General features: G+C 52.9%; 17 protein-coding genes and 2 tRNA genes. 9 read left to right on the top strand and 10 right to left on the bottom strand.

What is annotated here, in order from left to right:
• Nucleotides 1-8: 8 nt before the first annotated feature.
• Nucleotides 9-464, bottom strand: a complete 456-nt coding sequence (csgB, locus tag ABIE11_RS00345) for a curli minor subunit CsgB (RefSeq protein ID WP_100780630.1) — start codon at nucleotides 462-464, stop codon at nucleotides 9-11.
• Between the two features lie 746 nt (nucleotides 465-1,210).
• On the opposite strand from csgB, the gene csgD reads away from it, so the two are divergent.
• Genes csgD through csgG form a run of 4 tightly spaced genes read left to right on the top strand, consistent with a single transcriptional unit; the run spans nucleotide 1,211 to nucleotide 3,556 of the window.
• Complete coding sequence (gene csgD / locus ABIE11_RS00340) at nucleotides 1,211-1,861, top strand: biofilm master transcriptional regulator CsgD (protein ID WP_100780631.1); 651 nt, start codon at nucleotides 1,211-1,213, stop codon at nucleotides 1,859-1,861.
• A 4-nt stretch (nucleotides 1,862-1,865) separates the two neighbouring features.
• Nucleotides 1,866-2,255, top strand: coding sequence for a curli production assembly/transport protein CsgE (gene csgE / locus ABIE11_RS00335; protein WP_100780632.1), 390 nt, complete (start codon nucleotides 1,866-1,868; stop codon nucleotides 2,253-2,255).
• Nucleotides 2,256-2,279: 24 nt separating this feature from the next.
• Nucleotides 2,280-2,696, top strand: a complete 417-nt coding sequence (gene csgF, locus ABIE11_RS00330) for a curli production assembly/transport protein CsgF (protein WP_100780633.1) — start codon at nucleotides 2,280-2,282, stop codon at nucleotides 2,694-2,696.
• A 26-nt stretch (nucleotides 2,697-2,722) separates the two neighbouring features.
• Nucleotides 2,723-3,556, top strand: coding sequence for a curli production assembly/transport protein CsgG (csgG, locus tag ABIE11_RS00325; RefSeq protein WP_100780634.1), 834 nt, complete (start codon nucleotides 2,723-2,725; stop codon nucleotides 3,554-3,556).
• Between the two features lie 45 nt (nucleotides 3,557-3,601).
• Here the strand turns inward: csgG and ABIE11_RS00320 are convergent, their stop codons facing one another.
• From ABIE11_RS00320 to ghrA, 4 genes are all read right to left on the bottom strand, one after another.
• Nucleotides 3,602-4,087, bottom strand: coding sequence for a DUF1097 domain-containing protein (locus ABIE11_RS00320; RefSeq protein WP_206732568.1), 486 nt, complete (start codon nucleotides 4,085-4,087; stop codon nucleotides 3,602-3,604).
• A 96-nt stretch (nucleotides 4,088-4,183) separates the two neighbouring features.
• Complete coding sequence (locus ABIE11_RS00315; protein ID WP_194513316.1) at nucleotides 4,184-4,738, bottom strand: TorD/DmsD family molecular chaperone; 555 nt, start codon at nucleotides 4,736-4,738, stop codon at nucleotides 4,184-4,186.
• Nucleotides 4,739-4,758: 20 nt separating this feature from the next.
• Complete coding sequence (locus tag ABIE11_RS00310; RefSeq protein WP_100780637.1) at nucleotides 4,759-5,496, bottom strand: phosphatase; 738 nt, start codon at nucleotides 5,494-5,496, stop codon at nucleotides 4,759-4,761.
• Nucleotides 5,497-5,581: 85 nt separating this feature from the next.
• Complete coding sequence (ghrA, locus tag ABIE11_RS00305) at nucleotides 5,582-6,520, bottom strand: glyoxylate/hydroxypyruvate reductase GhrA (protein WP_429183507.1); 939 nt, start codon at nucleotides 6,518-6,520, stop codon at nucleotides 5,582-5,584.
• 232 nt (nucleotides 6,521-6,752) lie between these two features.
• On the opposite strand from ghrA, the gene ABIE11_RS00300 reads away from it, so the two are divergent.
• Nucleotides 6,753-6,840 (top strand) — tRNA-Ser (locus ABIE11_RS00300).
• Between the two features lie 57 nt (nucleotides 6,841-6,897).
• On the opposite strand, the gene ABIE11_RS00295 is transcribed toward ABIE11_RS00300, so the two are convergent.
• Complete coding sequence (locus ABIE11_RS00295) at nucleotides 6,898-7,803, bottom strand: LysR family transcriptional regulator (protein WP_429183506.1); 906 nt, start codon at nucleotides 7,801-7,803, stop codon at nucleotides 6,898-6,900.
• Between the two features lie 111 nt (nucleotides 7,804-7,914).
• Here ABIE11_RS00295 and ABIE11_RS00290 point away from each other — a divergent pair, with 111 nt between their 5' ends.
• Together ABIE11_RS00290 and ABIE11_RS00285 are read left to right on the top strand one after the other, a co-directional pair.
• Nucleotides 7,915-8,775, top strand: coding sequence for a pirin family protein (locus tag ABIE11_RS00290; protein WP_429183504.1), 861 nt, complete (start codon nucleotides 7,915-7,917; stop codon nucleotides 8,773-8,775).
• A 131-nt stretch (nucleotides 8,776-8,906) separates the two neighbouring features.
• A tRNA-Ser gene (locus ABIE11_RS00285) sits at nucleotides 8,907-8,994 on the top strand.
• A 107-nt stretch (nucleotides 8,995-9,101) separates the two neighbouring features.
• Here ABIE11_RS00285 and phoH read toward each other — a convergent pair.
• The 4 genes from phoH to efeU all read right to left on the bottom strand — a co-directional run bounded on the left by phoH (nucleotide 9,102) and on the right by efeU (nucleotide 13,686).
• Complete coding sequence (gene phoH, locus ABIE11_RS00280) at nucleotides 9,102-9,893, bottom strand: phosphate starvation-inducible protein PhoH (protein WP_174348619.1); 792 nt, start codon at nucleotides 9,891-9,893, stop codon at nucleotides 9,102-9,104.
• A 498-nt stretch (nucleotides 9,894-10,391) separates the two neighbouring features.
• Nucleotides 10,392-11,675 carry an iron uptake transporter deferrochelatase/peroxidase subunit gene (gene efeB / locus ABIE11_RS00275; protein WP_429183503.1) on the bottom strand — a complete coding sequence of 428 codons (1,284 nt, stop codon included), beginning with the start codon at nucleotides 11,673-11,675 and terminating at the stop codon, nucleotides 10,392-10,394.
• A 5-nt stretch (nucleotides 11,676-11,680) separates the two neighbouring features.
• Nucleotides 11,681-12,808, bottom strand: a complete 1,128-nt coding sequence (gene efeO / locus ABIE11_RS00270; RefSeq protein ID WP_100780643.1) for an iron uptake system protein EfeO — start codon at nucleotides 12,806-12,808, stop codon at nucleotides 11,681-11,683.
• 44 nt (nucleotides 12,809-12,852) lie between these two features.
• A complete protein-coding gene (gene efeU, locus ABIE11_RS00265; protein WP_100780644.1) occupies nucleotides 12,853-13,686 on the bottom strand; it encodes an iron uptake transporter permease EfeU in 834 nt (277 codons plus the stop codon).
• A gap of 251 nt (nucleotides 13,687-13,937) precedes the next feature.
• Between efeU and ABIE11_RS00260 the strand changes: the two genes are divergently transcribed.
• A complete protein-coding gene (locus ABIE11_RS00260) occupies nucleotides 13,938-15,122 on the top strand; it encodes a NupC/NupG family nucleoside CNT transporter (RefSeq protein WP_429183501.1) in 1,185 nt (394 codons plus the stop codon).
• A 90-nt stretch (nucleotides 15,123-15,212) separates the two neighbouring features.
• Nucleotides 15,213-15,632 carry a DUF3574 domain-containing protein gene (locus tag ABIE11_RS00255; RefSeq protein ID WP_102105567.1) on the top strand — a complete coding sequence of 140 codons (420 nt, stop codon included), beginning with the start codon at nucleotides 15,213-15,215 and terminating at the stop codon, nucleotides 15,630-15,632.
• The last annotated feature ends 23 nt before the right edge of the window (nucleotides 15,633-15,655 follow it).

Here is a 15,655-nt window from a genome sequence, read left to right as displayed (position 1 = left end):
GTAAATAGTCAGCGTTGGATAACGCGAATTGCCATTTGCGACTGTCTCTGCACTACAACTGCTGTTTTTTGCGTACCATACTGGGTAATATTCGCTTTGTTACCCGAGCCTTTCTGGATAATCATCGCGGTATTACCAAAAGCCCCTTGCTTAATACTCGCATCATTGCCGTTACCGGACTGATCGATATAAGCGAGGTTATAAGTCCCTGATTGATCAACTTTCGCTCGGTTGTTCCCGCCATCCTGAGAAACAACGGACAGTAATTTAGAACCGCCCTGGCGAACGTCAGCATTATTACCTGAACCTTGTTGACCAATAATGGCTGCCTGATTATATGAAGACTTGCTTAATTCATTAATCGCGAAGTTATATTCCGAGACTGCCAAATCCGGACCTGCCGCGATCGCTAACCCAGGCGCACCCAGTAATGTAAACATCATAAATAACGTTCTGTTTTTCATGTTGTCACCTGGACCTGGTAATAAATAAATGGCTTGGTGTTAACGCGATTCGTTTTTTGTTAACGCCGCGTTACGATGAAGAGTATGTCTACCGAAACAATTTAAATATCTCACCCGCGAGTGTTATTTTTATTTAATGGGTCACCTCAAAGTATTAATTAATGCCAAAATTACCAATCAGCAGCGTAAGTTAGTTTTTTAAATATTATTTTGACAGCCTGTTTGCGCTTCGTTAAGGAAGCGCTTATCGCCCCCGTCGCGTCTGCCCTTCGCGCTTCGTCGACAACATTCCGCGACACCTCTGTCACAAGACGTACGATTTCTTAAGAGCTTTCTGTTAGCATGCAAAGTCTTAGATTTTCCATCTCACTCATACCTGTTACGAGCAAAAACAAAATAATCAATTGATATTAAAATCAACTGATTACAATAATTTGTATGATTTTTAAAATGTGTGCAGCATTATTATCATGTACAACTTTTTTATCATTACTGAACTTTTAAAGCGCCTTAAATTCACAAATTAATATTGATTTTTACATTCTGTTACACCATTAACACTTGATTTAAAAATCGTAATAGCTAGATTGAAATCAGCAGTACGAATTATTTTTAATATTTACCTCCTCCTGGAGGTTATGGTCTGATTCTACACACAGCAGTGCAACATCTGTCAGTACTTCTGGTGTCCCCCGAATATATCGGGGGACAGCTGCCAGGTGTTATAAAAAAAGTGGGGTTTCATCATGTTTAATGAAGTCCATAGTTTACATGGTCATACATTACTGTTGATCACAAAGCCTTCTTTACAAGCGACAGCCTTATTACAACATTTGAAGCAGTCTCTGTCATTGAACGGGAAATTGCACAATATTCAACGTTCTTATGATGATATTGCTCCTGGCAGCATCATTCTCTTCGATATGATGGAAGCTGATAAAAAGCTTATCCATTACTGGCAGGATAACTTAAGCAGGAAAAACAATAATATCCGCGTGTTATTATTGAATACACCTGATGAGTATCCTTTCCGGGATATTGAAAGCTGGCCGCATATCAACGGCGTCTTTTACGTCACTGAAGACGAGACGCGTGTGGTGGAAGGGTTGCAGGGTATTTTACGTGGAGAGTGTTACTTTTCACAGAAACTGGCCAGCTACCTCATCACTCACTCCGGAAATTATCGCTATAACAGTTCAGAGTCGGCTTTGCTGACCCATCGCGAAAAAGAGATTCTGAATAAATTACGCATTGGTTCTTCAAATATTGAAATCGCCCGTTCGTTATTTATCAGCGAAAATACAGTGAAGACACATCTCTATAATCTTTTCAAGAAGATAGCTGTTAAAAACAGGACTCAGGCTGTTTCATGGGCAAACGATAACCTCAGGCGTTAATAACATGAAACGCACGTCGAGTTGGATCGCGGCAGTCGGCTTTCTGCTCGCTGCCGGAAATCTTCACGCTGTTGAAGTGGAAGTGCCCGGATTATTAACTGACCACACCGTCTCATCTATCGGCCACGATTTTTATCGGGCATTTAGCGACAAATGGGAAAGTGATTATCCAGGCAACTTAACAATCAATGAGCGGCCCAGTGCTCGATGGGGAAGCTGGATCACCATAACGGTTAATCAGGACGTGGTGTACCAGACATTTTTATTCCCAACGAAAAGAGACTTTGACAAAAACATCAGTTTTGCACTGGCACAAACTGAAGAAGCGGTAAATCGTCTGCAAATCGATAAGGCTCTGCTGAGCACTGGCGATTTAGCAAAAGATGAATTCTAGCGATATTAATCTCCGGAGGCTGTAATGCGTCTCGCACACACAGTGATTTCGTTAATGCTGATTGCACCGTTAAGCTGGGCCGGGAATATGACTTTCCAGTTCCGTAACCCAAACTTTGGTGGCAATCCAAATAACGGGGCTTTTATGCTCAATGAAGCCCAGGCCCAAAACTCCTATAAAGACCCCAGCTATGACGATGACTTTGGTATTGAAACACCGTCTGCACTGGATAACTTCACTCAGGCTATTCAGTCGCAAATATTAGGTGGCTTGCTCACGAATATTAATACCGGCAAACCAGGCCGCATGGTGACCAACGATTTTATTGTCGATATTGCCAATAAAGACGGGCAACTGCAGCTGAATGTGACCGACCGGAAAACGGGCAAAACGTCCACCATTCAGGTATCGGGTCTCGCAACCGATTCAACTGATTTTTAAACAACCACGAAATAAGGACAACAATCATGCAGCGCTTACTGATTCTTGTTGCAGTGTGCTTATTGAGCGGTTGTTTAACTGCTCCACCTAAAGAAGCTGCTAAACCCACGCTGATGCCCCGGGCGCAAAGCTATCGCGACCTAACGCATCTGCCGGCGCCAACCGGAAAGATATTTGTCTCGGTTTATAACATTCAGGATGAAACGGGCCAGTTCAAACCGTATCCGGCAAGTAACTTCTCGACGGCTGTTCCACAAAGTGCCACCGCCATGCTGGTGACTGCGCTCAAGGATTCACGCTGGTTTATTCCTCTGGAACGCCAGGGGCTGCAAAACCTGCTGAACGAACGCAAAATCATTCGTGCAGCTCAGGAAAACGGCACCGTTGAGGTTAATAACCGCGTACCGTTGCAGTCGCTGGTTGCCGCGAACGTCATGGTTGAAGGCTCGATTATCGGCTACGAAAGTAACGTGAAATCGGGCGGTGTCGGGGCGCGTTATTTCGGTATCGGCGCGGACACGCAGTATCAGCTCGACCAGATTGCCGTCAACCTGCGCGTGGTTAACGTGAGCACCGGTGAAGTGCTGTCATCGGTCACCACCAGCAAAACGATTCTCTCCTATGAAGTTCAGGCCGGTGTCTTCCGCTTCATCGACTACCAGCGTCTGCTGGAAGGTGAAATCGGCTACACCTCGAATGAACCGGTGATGATGTGTCTGATGTCGGCCATCGAAACAGGGGTTATTTTCCTGATTAACGACGGGATCGATCGTGGACTGTGGGATCTGCAGAATAAAAATGACGTGAAAAATGAGGTCCTGGTGAAATACCGCGAAATGTCGGTGCCTCCAGAATCCTGATTCAGAAAGCCCAACGAAAAAGCGAGGCGCTAAGGCCTCGCTTTTTTATTTGCTTAATACCGTGCCGTTTTCCTGCGCCCGTTCTCGCCGGGCCGCCAGCCACAGTCCGCTGTTTTTCATCGCGTAGCCAAACACCAGTCCCAGAAGGAGCGACGGGATTATCATTTTCCAGTCGCCCTGCCCGGCAAAGGTCGCGCATGCGCCAATGAAAGTTCCAGGAACAAAAGAGAGCAGCAGGTGTTTTGCCTGAATGCACATCAAAAAAGCCACTACGCCGGTCATCATATAGCCGACGATCTCAAGATGCGGCGCAAGCGCGCTGCCGTGCATGATAATCAATGCCCAGACAACGCCGCTCATCATGGTGCAGCCCGAGATAAACAGCCCTTTCAGTCCGCCCTGCGGACAGGCGAAGTAGGCGGTACAGCCGAGGAAACCCGCCCAGCTGAGCAGCCCCAAAGACACGGCAACCCATCCCCAGATTCCGGAGAGGATCCCTGTCGTAATGGCAATGGAAAGTAATATATTCATGGCGCGCATCTTATCAGATACGCGCCAGTGAAATGAGATCACGAGCACATTTTATTCAAATCAAAATGTATCGTTACATTGAATATGTGATTTAAATCACTCTTCGTTCTCTTCCTGTAATTCGTCCCACATGGCGGAGATCGCTTCACGGGTCAGCGGTGCCATGGTGCGCCAGAAAGGAGACGTGGCGTGGGCTTCAATCTTACCGAGGAAAGCACCGCACCAGGGGAGAATGTAATCGCCAAACAGCGTTTCCAGAGCTTCGCTTTCATCGTCACCGGCGTGATCTTCAATCCACGAGGCCGCCAGCAACAGCGTGCCGATATGGTCGGCAGGCGCATCGCTCAGGGGCATACCGCGCTCGGAGAGGAACGCGCGCACTTCAGATTCCGTCGCCCCCTCTTCCCAGGAAGAGCGATACGGTGAAACGCGCCCCTCTTCGCCCACAAACAGGGCGTTATAATCCGCCGAAATCTGCTGCATATCGCAGCTCTTTTGCAGGCGTTGCAGTAGCTCGTCCTGCTCCAGCGGCCAGTTGTCCGCGAGCTTACCTTCGCGAATCAGCGTAAAGAGCGGAACCAGCAGCGGATCTTGCGGCTGGCGATAGTACAAGGTGCCCAGTACGCGGCAAAGGATTGAAAACTCGTTCATTTATTTATTCCATGACTATATTAAAGTTCAGCAAATTCAGCGATCGGTGGCATGCCACGCGATTCGAGGAAATCCAGCATCCGACGCGGGGTAACGTTAAGAATACGCTCTTCCGGGAACCCGACTTCATCTAACACTTTCCGGCACTCGCCAAATTCCCCCAGCGTAAAGGCGGTGTGGGAATCAGAACCCAGCGCCACCATTCCACCAGCATCTCGCACCGCCGCCGCCACTGCGCGACAGTTGGCTTCGCTGCCAATACGCGAGTGGGTAAAGGAGGAGTTATTGATTTCCAGCGCCACGCGGTGTTTTGCCGCCGCCTGGGCGACCGCCTGAATGTCGATTGGGAATTTCGGGTTGCCAGGGTGGCTGATAATGTGGACGTTGCCGCTGGCAATCGTCGCGATCATCGCCTGAGTGTGGGTCTCTTTATCCTGAGGAGCAAACACCGGTTCATGAAAACCGGCGATAATTAGATCCAGAGAGGTCAGCATCGGGCCAGTACAGTCGATCTCGCCGTCCGTGTTTTTAATGTTCGCCTCGATGCCGCGCAGTATCCCGACGCCATCCACCAGACGAGGCCAGATGCGCATATTTACAAAGTGCCAGTAGTGCGGCGCATCAGCCATATCCGGGCCGTGATCGGTGATCGCAAAAAGCGTAATCCCTCTCAGTTTGGCTTGCGCGATGTAGTCATGAAGGGTGCTGTACGCGTGGGTGCTGGCGACGGTGTGCATATGCAGGTCTACGGGATACATCTCTCTCTCCTCTGATGTTTTACCCCAAGGATAGCAGGTATACCTGGCGAATATCAGCAAAAACCCGGCAAAAGCCGGGTTGCGGTTAGTAGCCTCGCTGCCTGTCGACCTGTCCGGTCGCGGCTTTCCCCTGCTCCAGCAGCGCTATCGTGCGGGCGATGTAATCCACGGCTTCTGCCGGGCGGGTGACTGCGGCAATATGCGGCGTCATCGCCACGCGCGGATGCGCCCACAGCGGACTCTCTTCCGGCAACGGTTCACGGCTGTAGACATCCAGCATCGCCCCTTTCAGCTTACCGCTGTCGAGCGCTTTAAGCAGATCCGCCTCCACCAGATGCACGCCGCGCGCCAGGTTCATCACATAGCTTTGATCCGGCAGTTGGTTCAGCAGATCCTGATTGATAATCCCGACCGTCTCCGCCGTATTCGGCAGCAGGTTGATCAGCACGCGCGTCCCTTTCAGGAAGGCCGGCAGTTCGTCATGACCGGCAAAGCTCTCCACGCCAGGATAGGTCTTGCGCGTGCGACTCCAGCAGCGCAGCGGGAATCCCCACGGCGCGAGGGCTTCCGCCACTTTTGATCCCAGCACGCCCGCACCCAGCAGGCCGACGGTAAAATCTTCGCGCTGATAATCGGCTAACGGTTCCCAGCGCGATTGTTGCTTCAGCGCCTGATAGTCGTCAAAACGGCGGAACCAGTGCAGAACCTGGCTCACCGCGTATTCCTGCATTTGCTGGCCCATACCGGTATCTTCGAGGCGGAACAGGGGAGTATGTTCTGGCAACATTTCCGGATGCGCTTTTAATTTGCTCAGGATGGAATCCACGCCCGCGCCGAGGGCGAAGACCGCTTTCAGATTGCGCCCCTGCAACATCTCCACCGGCGGATGCCAGACGAGCGCATAATCCGCATGTTCGTTATCGCCCCGCTTCCATTCACGCACGCGCGCGCCCGGAATGGCTGTCGACAGCGCCTTAATCCAGTAAGGGGTATCAAACGTCGGGTGGTAAAAGATGATATCCATAAATGACTCCTGCTTTTTATTGCGATGTTTTATATGTGTTTTCAAGAGGATTATCAGGATAACAAATATTGCGCAGGGTGTGTTGATGATAAAAAAAGCGCTTTCAGCACATTCAGGAATCACATTGCTGAAACTTTATCTAAACACGCCAAATAACTGAAAAAGTTGATTGACGGCGATGCCCCTTTTACTTACATTAGCGCCCGTCCCAGCAACAACGGGATGACAATACGGTGAGGTGTCCGAGTGGCTGAAGGAGCACGCCTGGAAAGTGTGTATACGGCAACGTATCGAGGGTTCGAACCCCTCTCTCACCGCCATATTTGAAAAAGAGCTCGCATGAAAATGCGGGCTTTTTTTTCGTCTGTCGTTTGGGTCTACTCCTCGACAATCCGCGCGTATTCTTCGGCCAGAAAATCCACCAGCGTGCGCACAGAAGGCAACAGTCCGCGCCGCGAAGGATACACGGCGTGAATGACTTCCCGCTGCGGCTCCCACTCGCTCAGTACCCTGACCAGCTCACCGCGCGCCAGCTGCTCCTTGACCATTAAAACGGGCAACTGGACCACACCGACGCCAGCCGATGCTGCTTCGCGCAGCGCCAGCATATCGGAGGTGATATAACGCGGCGTAAAGTGGATCTCCGCCTTCGCGCCCGCAGGCCCGGTCAGCGCCCATTTGTGAACCTGCTTGCCCGCCCCCATACTCAGTCCGGGCCACTGGCTGAGTTCAGAAGGCGCTGTCGGTGTACCCAGCCGTTCAATCAGCTGCGGGCTCGCCACCAGACAGTGACCGCGATCGGCGAGCACACGCAGGACCAGATCGCTATCGTCAAAAGGCCGTGGCCTTACGCGAATTGCCACATCAATCCCCTCCGCCACCACATCCACACGCCGGTTGGTGGCTTCCAGCTGCAGATTCACGCCCGGATAGCGGACCATAAAACGCGCCAGCATCGGGCCAATATGGACATGCAGCAGCGTTACCGGGCAAGTTATGCGCACCATTCCGCGCGGCTCTGCCTGTAGAGCGGCGACGGCCTCCTGCGCCGCCTCGGCTTCGACCAGCATCGCTTTGCAGTGCTGATAAAAGGTATGGCCGATGTCGGTGACCGTAAACTGCCGCGTGGTGCGCTGTATTAATCGCACGCCCAGCCGCTCTTCAAGCTGCGCAATACGACGGCTGAGGCGGGATTTTGGTAAATCACAGGCCCGTCCTGCTGCGGCAAATCCGCCGTGGTCCACCACTTTCACAAACCACGCAAAATCATTGAGATCCTGCATTTCGCCTCCATCGTCCTGTTTATGGAACAGTGAGTATTAATTTCACACTCTACCGGGATATTAATGTCGAATATAAGCTAATACACATCAACCGAACAGCAGGAGAAAAACATGAAACAGGTTACTGGCGTCTATACCGCACCGCGTCCCCACTGGGTGGGCGACGGTTTCCCGGTACGCTCAATGTTCTCTTACCAGACTCACGGCGAAGCCCTCAGCCCTTTCCTGCTGCTGGACTATGCAGGCCCGCACGTCTTCCCCGGCGACGGCGTGAAACGCGGTGTGGGTGAGCATCCCCATCGCGGCTTTGAAACGGTGACCATTGTCTATTCGGGCGACGTGGAGCATCGCGATTCAACCGGTAAAGGTGGTGTGATTGGTCCGGGCGATGTGCAATGGATGACCGCCGGTGCGGGCATTTTGCATGAAGAGTTTCACGCCGATGCCTTCTCGCGCCAGGGCGGTGAGCTGAAGATGATGCAGCTGTGGGTCAACCTTCCGGCGAAGCACAAAATGGCCACACCGGGCTACCAGAGCATCACCAAAGCGGCGATCCCGGTCGTGGCGCTGCCCGATAACAGCGGCGAGCTGCGGGTGATTGCCGGTCAGTATGGCGATACACAAGGTCCGGCGCACACCTTCTCGTCCCTCAACGTATGGGACATTGCCTTGCATCAGGGCGGTCATCTGAGCCTGAACCAGCCGGATGGCTGGAGCACGGCGCTGGTGGTGGTCGAAGGCAGTATCACAGTGAATGGCACCACCGAAGCCGGTGAAGCCCAGCTGGTGGTGCTGAGCCAGAGCGGGGATAAACTGCATCTTGAAGCTACCCGTGACGCAAAAGTGCTGCTGATGTCCGGCGAGCCGTTAAACGAGCCGATTGTCGGTTACGGTCCGTTCGTGATGAACACCAAAACCGAAATCGCAGAGGCGATCGGTGATTTTAATTCCGGTCGTTTTGGTCAGATGTGAGCGTAAACCGGCAGAGATGATTATTGCTTAACCGAACAGCCACTCGGGCATAAAATTTGCTTGACCGTTTTAGCGCAACTCCCTATAGTAGCGCCCCGTTGCCCCCGAGAGGTCAGGCAGCGAAACAATACGGTGAGGTGTCCGAGTGGCTGAAGGAGCACGCCTGGAAAGTGTGTATACGGCAACGTATCGAGGGTTCGAACCCCTCTCTCACCGCCATATTTAGAGAAGAGCTCGCATGAAAATGCGGGCTTTTTTTTCGTCTGTCGTTTGGGTTCCCCAGAAAGCAAAGCCCGGTTTCCCGGGCTTTGTCATCAGTAGCAAATTCAGTCGTAGGCAAGCAGTGCGCGCTGGCACAGAACCGAGCGTACGCAATCATCTTTGTTGAAACGCACCACCCCAACCATGTCATCTTCCACAAAACGTGCCAGCGCATCGCTCAGGCCCGATTTGACACCCGACGGCAGGTCGCACTGGGTGATATCGCCGTTGACGATAACGGTCACGTTTTCCCCGAGGCGCGTTAAAAACATCTTCATTTGCGCTGCGGTCACGTTCTGAGCCTCGTCGAGAATGACGACCGCATTTTCAAATGTACGTCCGCGCATATAGGCGAACGGCGCGATTTCCACCTTACCAATCTCTGGTCGCAGGCAGTACTGCATAAAAGAAGCCCCCAGGCGTTTCACCAGCACGTCATAGACAGGCCGGAAATACGGGGCGAACTTCTCTGACATATCGCCGGGCAAGAAGCCGAGATCTTCATCGGCCTGCAATACCGGACGGGTGACGATAATTCTGTCCACATCCTTATGAATCAGAGCCTCCGCCGCCTTGGCAGCACTTATCCACGTTTTCCCGCATCCGGCTTCACCGGTTGCGAAGATCAGCTGTTTACTCTCGATAGCATTCAGGTAGTGCGCCTGAGCTTCATTGCGGGCGGCAATTGGGGAGTTATCACGGCTGTCTCGCGCCATGCCAATTGCTTCTACGCCGCCACTCATCTGCACAAGCGAGGTGACCGACTCTTCTTCACGCTGTTTATGGCTACGTGAATCCCGTCTCAGCACACGTTTTGCTTCGCGACGAGCTTTGATCACTGCTTTTTGTCTTCCCATGGATAGCACCTTGAGTTGTTGGTATTCATCACACGCGCCGTTGGCAGCGCGATTATGCGCACGAACATCTGAGGTTTGGCTTCCTTGTAAGCCCTTGCTTGCCTTTTGGAATGACGATGCAAAACAGCTACGCGCACCGTTCTGCACGCCGGATAAGTTCTTTTGAGGTATTGGGGAGGAGAATTTTGTGGTGAAGAAATCGCTGCCGGAGTCAGAGCCTCCGCGCCGGGTGCTGCGGTTGTTATGTTTAACTTGTCCAGTACAGGACCCAACCATTCGCGATCTCCATAGTGAATCGTTATCACTGCCGGGAACTACCGCTGTCTTATATTAAGTACATCAGGATTTATCACAAATGCAACATCTTTTTTACCTGAACGCAACTTTTTCACACTCGCCCTGCAGCTGAGTTCAGTCTCATACAGAAATATGACAGAAATATAACAGTGAGGGTCATAGGAAAAAATAATCTCCCCGCGCGGGTGGCGGGGAGAATAATCAGGCTTCGATCAGCCCTTGCGCGAGATACGCGGTGTTATCGCGCACGCCCGGCAGAGCAAAGAAATAGCCGCCGCCGATAGGTTTTATGTACTCTTCCAGCGCCTCGCCGTTTAACCGCTTCTGCACGGTTAAAAAGCCCTTCTCCAGATCGTGCTGATAGCAGACAAACAGCAGGCCCATATCCAGTTGCCCGGAGTTGGTCACCCCCAGCGAATAGCTGTAGCCGCGACGCATCATCAGGCTGGACTCGGTTTCCGGCGTTCGCGGGTTCGCCAGACGAATATGGCTGTCGAGCGCGATGGTATCGCCGTCCGGATCTTTTGTGTAATCCGGCACATCGTGTTCGTTTTTCATACCCAGCGGCGCACCGCTCTGCTTGTCACGACCGAAAATGGTTTGCTGCTCTTTCAGCGGCGTGCGATCCCAGAACTCCACGTGGAACTGGATAATGCGCACCGCCTGATAAGTGCCGCCCACCGCCCACGCCGGTTCGTGCTGATCCGCCGTGGTCCAGACCACGTTTTTCATCAGGGCCGCATCGCGGCTGTCCGGGTTGGCCGTTCCGTCTTTAAAGCCGAGCAGGTTGACCGGCGTCTCTTTTCCCTGGCTGCGCGCCGCGTGATCAGAGATAAACCCTTCCCGCTTCCAGCGCACGCTGAGCAGATCCGGCGTGTGCTTGATGATATCGCGCAGGGCGTGGATCACCGTATCCTGGGTGTTAGCACAGATCTGGATCAGCAGATCGCCATGACAGAGCGCGGCGTCGAGAGAATCATTCGGAAAACGCGTCATCTTTTGCAGCGTTTTCGGTTTCTGTTTCTCAAGCCCGTAGCGGGCGTCAAACAGCGACTCGCCAACGGAAACCGTGACCGTCAGGTTATCCGGGGCGATAAACGGCCCCAGAATACCTGAATCCATCGGCGGCATCCGCGGATTCAGCGTTTCCGGCGCCGGGCCGCCTGCCGTCAGAAACGCAATCCGCTTCGTCAGCAAACGGAACAGACGTTCCAGATCCGCTTTATCGCTCGCCAGCGAATCAAACGCCACCACCATCATCGCCGCCTGCTGCGGCGTCAGGATCCCGGCCTGATGTTCACCGTAGAACGGCTGCGTCTCCATGCGTGCATTCGGGGAGAGGGTTCCCGGCGCGCTTTGCGGTTTGGCCGCATGCGCCACCGGGCACCCCCCCGCCAGAGCGAGCGCGCCGCCAAGCGCCCCCACCCCTTTTAACAATCGACGGCGCGACGGTTCTGCGACGTCGATTTCATGATGTTTACTCATAATGCTTAGTCCAGACCCAGTACGCCACGCAGCTGTGCCAGATCTTCCGCCAGCGTCGTGATTGGCCCTTTCAGCGCATTCCGGTCGGCGTCCGTCAATTTGTCGTAAGTCTCATACCCGTCTTTGGTACGGTACTTCGCCAGAATGGTATTCACTTTCTTGAAGTTGGCATCCACTTTTGCCAGCAGTTCGCTGTTGTCTTTCTGCAGCTGCGGACGCAGCAGGTCTACAATCTTCTGCGCGCCGTCTACGTTCGCCTGGAAGTCCCACAGGTCGGTGTGGCTGTAACGATCTTCTTCGCCACTGATTTTGCTGGCCGCCACTTCTTCAATCAGGCCAGCCGCGCCGCCCACCACTTTTGACGGCGGGAAAGCCAGCTCGCTAATGCGTTTTTGCAGATCCAGCACGTCGGTATTCAGCTGCTCCGCGTACTTCTCCATCCCTTTGGTGGAGTTATCGCCAAACAGCGCTTTCTCCAGACGGTGGAAGCCGGTGAATTTCGGATCGGCGGCTTTCTGCTCGTAATCATCTTCACGGGCGTCGATGCTGCCGTCGAGGTCAGAGAACAGCTCGGCAATCGGTTCGATACGCTCGTAGTGCTGGCGCGTTGGCGCGTACAGAGATTTGGCTTTCTCAATATCACCCGCTTTTACCGCGTCGGTAAAGGCTTTAGTACCGGCAACCAGGTCGGCGGTCTCTTTGGTCACGTAGGCTTTATAGGCGGTGATCGCCTCGCCCAGACTCAGCAGTGCTTCGCCTTTCGCCGCATCCGCCGTGGCTTCGCCTTTGACGATCAGCTTGCCTTTCGGGTTGGTCAGCAGGCCGCAGGTCATGTCATATTCGCCCGGCTGCAGGTTAGCCGTCATTTTCTGGGTAAAGCCTGGCGCGATGTTTTCACGCTCTTCCACCACCATCACGCCTTTGAGGATTTCCCACTCCAGCGCCTTCTGGCTATGGTTCTGAATGATAAACTGGGTTTTACCGCTGTTGACCGTGATGGTCATCGGCTCACACTGTTTATCGTTCACGGTGACTTTCACCTGAGGAACATCTGCCGCGCCCGCTGAGAATGCATACGCAAACAGCGCTGCCACACCTGCCTGTAATGCAGTACGTCGAAATTGAATTGCCATGACCCTTCCCTTTCTAAAAGTATGTATAAACAACACGAAGCACTTCAGGGCGCAGTACGCGACGGCTGAGTACTGGGGCGTGATGGCATAAAGAACAGCACCAGCGCCGGAATGAGATAGATGAAATACATCGCCACTTCGCTGACGCTCGGCGTTTCCTGATAGCCGAAGATGCCTTCGAGCAGGGTGCCGGTCAGAGAGTGGGTGGAGAGCGTATTACTGAAATCGAACGCAACGTCCTGGAAGTGGTTCCACAGGCCCGCCTCGTGGAAAGCGCGAATCGCCCCTGCCGCCAGCCCGGCGGCGACCAGCAGAATGAACAGGCTGGTCCATTTGAAGAACGCGCCAAGGTTCAGGCGAATGCCGCCCCAGTAGAGCATGAACCCAAGCACAATCGCGGTGGCGAGCCCCAGCATCGCGCCGAGCGGCGGCCAGATCCCTACGTCCTGCTGGAACGCCGCCAGCAGGAAGAAGACTGACTCCAGCCCTTCGCGGGCGACGGCGAAAAAGACCATCCCAATCAGCGCCCAGCCGTGGTGGTTGCCCTTTTGCAGCGCGTGATCGACCGCCTGCTCCAGCTGCACTTTGACGTTACGCGAGACTTTGCGCATCCAGAACACCATCCAGGTGAGGATCACCACGGCGATCACCGCCACGATCCCTTCGAACAGCTCCTGCTCTTTTTGCGGGAATTCACCGGTGGTTTCGTTAATCAGGATCCCGAGACCTAAACAGAGTGCGGCGGCGAGAATGACGCCAATCCACATCACACCAATCCAACGGCCGCGCTGGGTGCGCTTCAGGTAGCTGGCAATCAGACTGACAATTAAGGCCGCTTCAAGCCCTTCACGTAACATAATGAGAAATGGAACAAACATGCCGACACCTTAAATGTTTATCGCGGTCAACTGGTGCAAAGAAAGGTAAATAACTGTGATAGTGATTATCATTACGGCAGAAAGAAAAACAAGCGAATTGTGTCAGGTTTTGATGACCAGTTGTAAATCCATCGCCGGTTAATAGTTACGATCGTTACCGTTATGTATATAACTTATAACGTAAATGCCCATTTACGGTTCCCGTGCCCTATGGCTAAATAAGCGCTTCGTTTACCTGCTGAAAATTCAAAATGTATAACTTTGTTCATTTCCTGCTGGCGCTGGTCATTATTCTCGCGCTCGCCTGGCTGGTGAGTTTCGACCGCCGAAAAATTCGTATTCGTTATGTTTTACAGCTTATTGTGATTGAAATTGCGCTGGCGTTCTTTTTCCTGCACGCCGAAAGCGGTCTCTTCGTGATTAAATATGTCTCCGGTTTCTTTGAATCCCTGCTGAAATTTGCCGCTGAAGGCACCAATTTTGTCTTTGGCGGAATGGGTGAAAAAGGGCTGGCGTTCATTTTCCTCGGCGTGTTGTGTCCGATTATCTTTATTTCTGCCCTGATCGGTATTCTCCAGCACTGGCGAATTCTGCCGATTTTTATTCGTCTGATCGGCACCCTGCTGTCAAAACTGAATGGCATGGGCAAGCTGGAATCTTTTAACGCCGTCAGCTCACTGATTCTCGGCCAGTCGGAAAACTTCATTGCTTACAAAGGGGTGCTCGGCGATCTCTCGTCTCGTCGTCTGTTCACCATGGCGGCGACGGCGATGTCCACCGTTTCCCTGTCGATCGTCGGCGCTTATATGACCATGCTCGATGCGAAATTCGTGGTCGCGGCGCTGATCCTCAATATGTTCAGCACCTTTATTATTCTGTCGGTCATTAACCCGGCAAGCCCGGAAGCCGAGCCGGAAATCAAACTGGAAAAACTGCACGAATCCCAGAGCTTCTTTGAGATGCTGGGCGAGTATATTCTGGCCGGTTTTAAAGTGGCGATGATTATTCTGGCGATGCTGATTGGCTTTATTGCCCTTATTAGCGCCGTCAACGCCCTCTTCTCCAACCTGTTTGGAATGAGCTTCCAGCAGATCCTCGGCTATGTGTTTTATCCGCTGGCGTGGCTGGTGGGCATTCCCCTGAGTGATGCGCTGAACGCGGGCAGTATTATGGCGACCAAACTGGTGGCGAATGAATTTGTGGCGATGATTGAGCTGCAAAAAATTGCCGGTCAAATGACACCGCGCGGGCTGGGCATTCTCTCTATCTTCCTGGTGTCGTTCGCCAACTTTGCCTCTATCGGCATCGTGGCCGGGGCGATCAAAGGGCTGAACGAGAAACAAGGCAACGTGGTATCTCGCTTTGGTCTGCGTCTGGTGTACGGCGCGACGCTGGTGAGCTTGCTGTCGGCAAGTTTTGCGGGGCTGGTGCTTTAACACTGTTGTCGAACAGATGATATGCAGGCCGGGTCAGCGTTAGCGCCACCCGGCTTTTTCTTGCAACAATAACAATGAGGATAGCGAACAATGACCATCAAAACAGGGCTTATGGTTGCCGCACTTTTCATGCTGGCAGGCTGTAACGCCCCCTCGCATACGGCTCCTGATGCCACCTGCAAAGTGGATAACCAGATGCAGCAAACCACGCTCTATTTCGGTCTGAATCGTCCGGCGGGTGCCGCCATCACCGGGCAGGAGTGGCAGCAGTTTGTCGATCAGGACGTAACGCCGCGTTTTCGCGATGGCTTAACGGTGTTTGATGCGCGCGGACAATGGCTGGGCAATGACGGGAAAGTGGCGCGTGAGCCAAGCAAAGCGTTGATGCTGATCCACGGGAAAGATGCTCAGAGCGAGAGCAATATCGAAGCATTACGCGGGATCTACAAATCACGGTTTGCACAGGAGTCGGTGATGCGCGTTGATCAGCCGGTCTGCGTGCAGTTCTGACAAAAAAAAGCCGGGCGGCGGCG

The sequence above is a fragment of the Lelliottia sp. 489 genome (assembly GCF_050435885.1).
Classification (GTDB): Bacteria; Pseudomonadota; Gammaproteobacteria; order Enterobacterales; family Enterobacteriaceae; genus Enterobacter; species Enterobacter nimipressuralis.
This window is presented reverse-complemented; position numbering and strand designations above follow the sequence as displayed.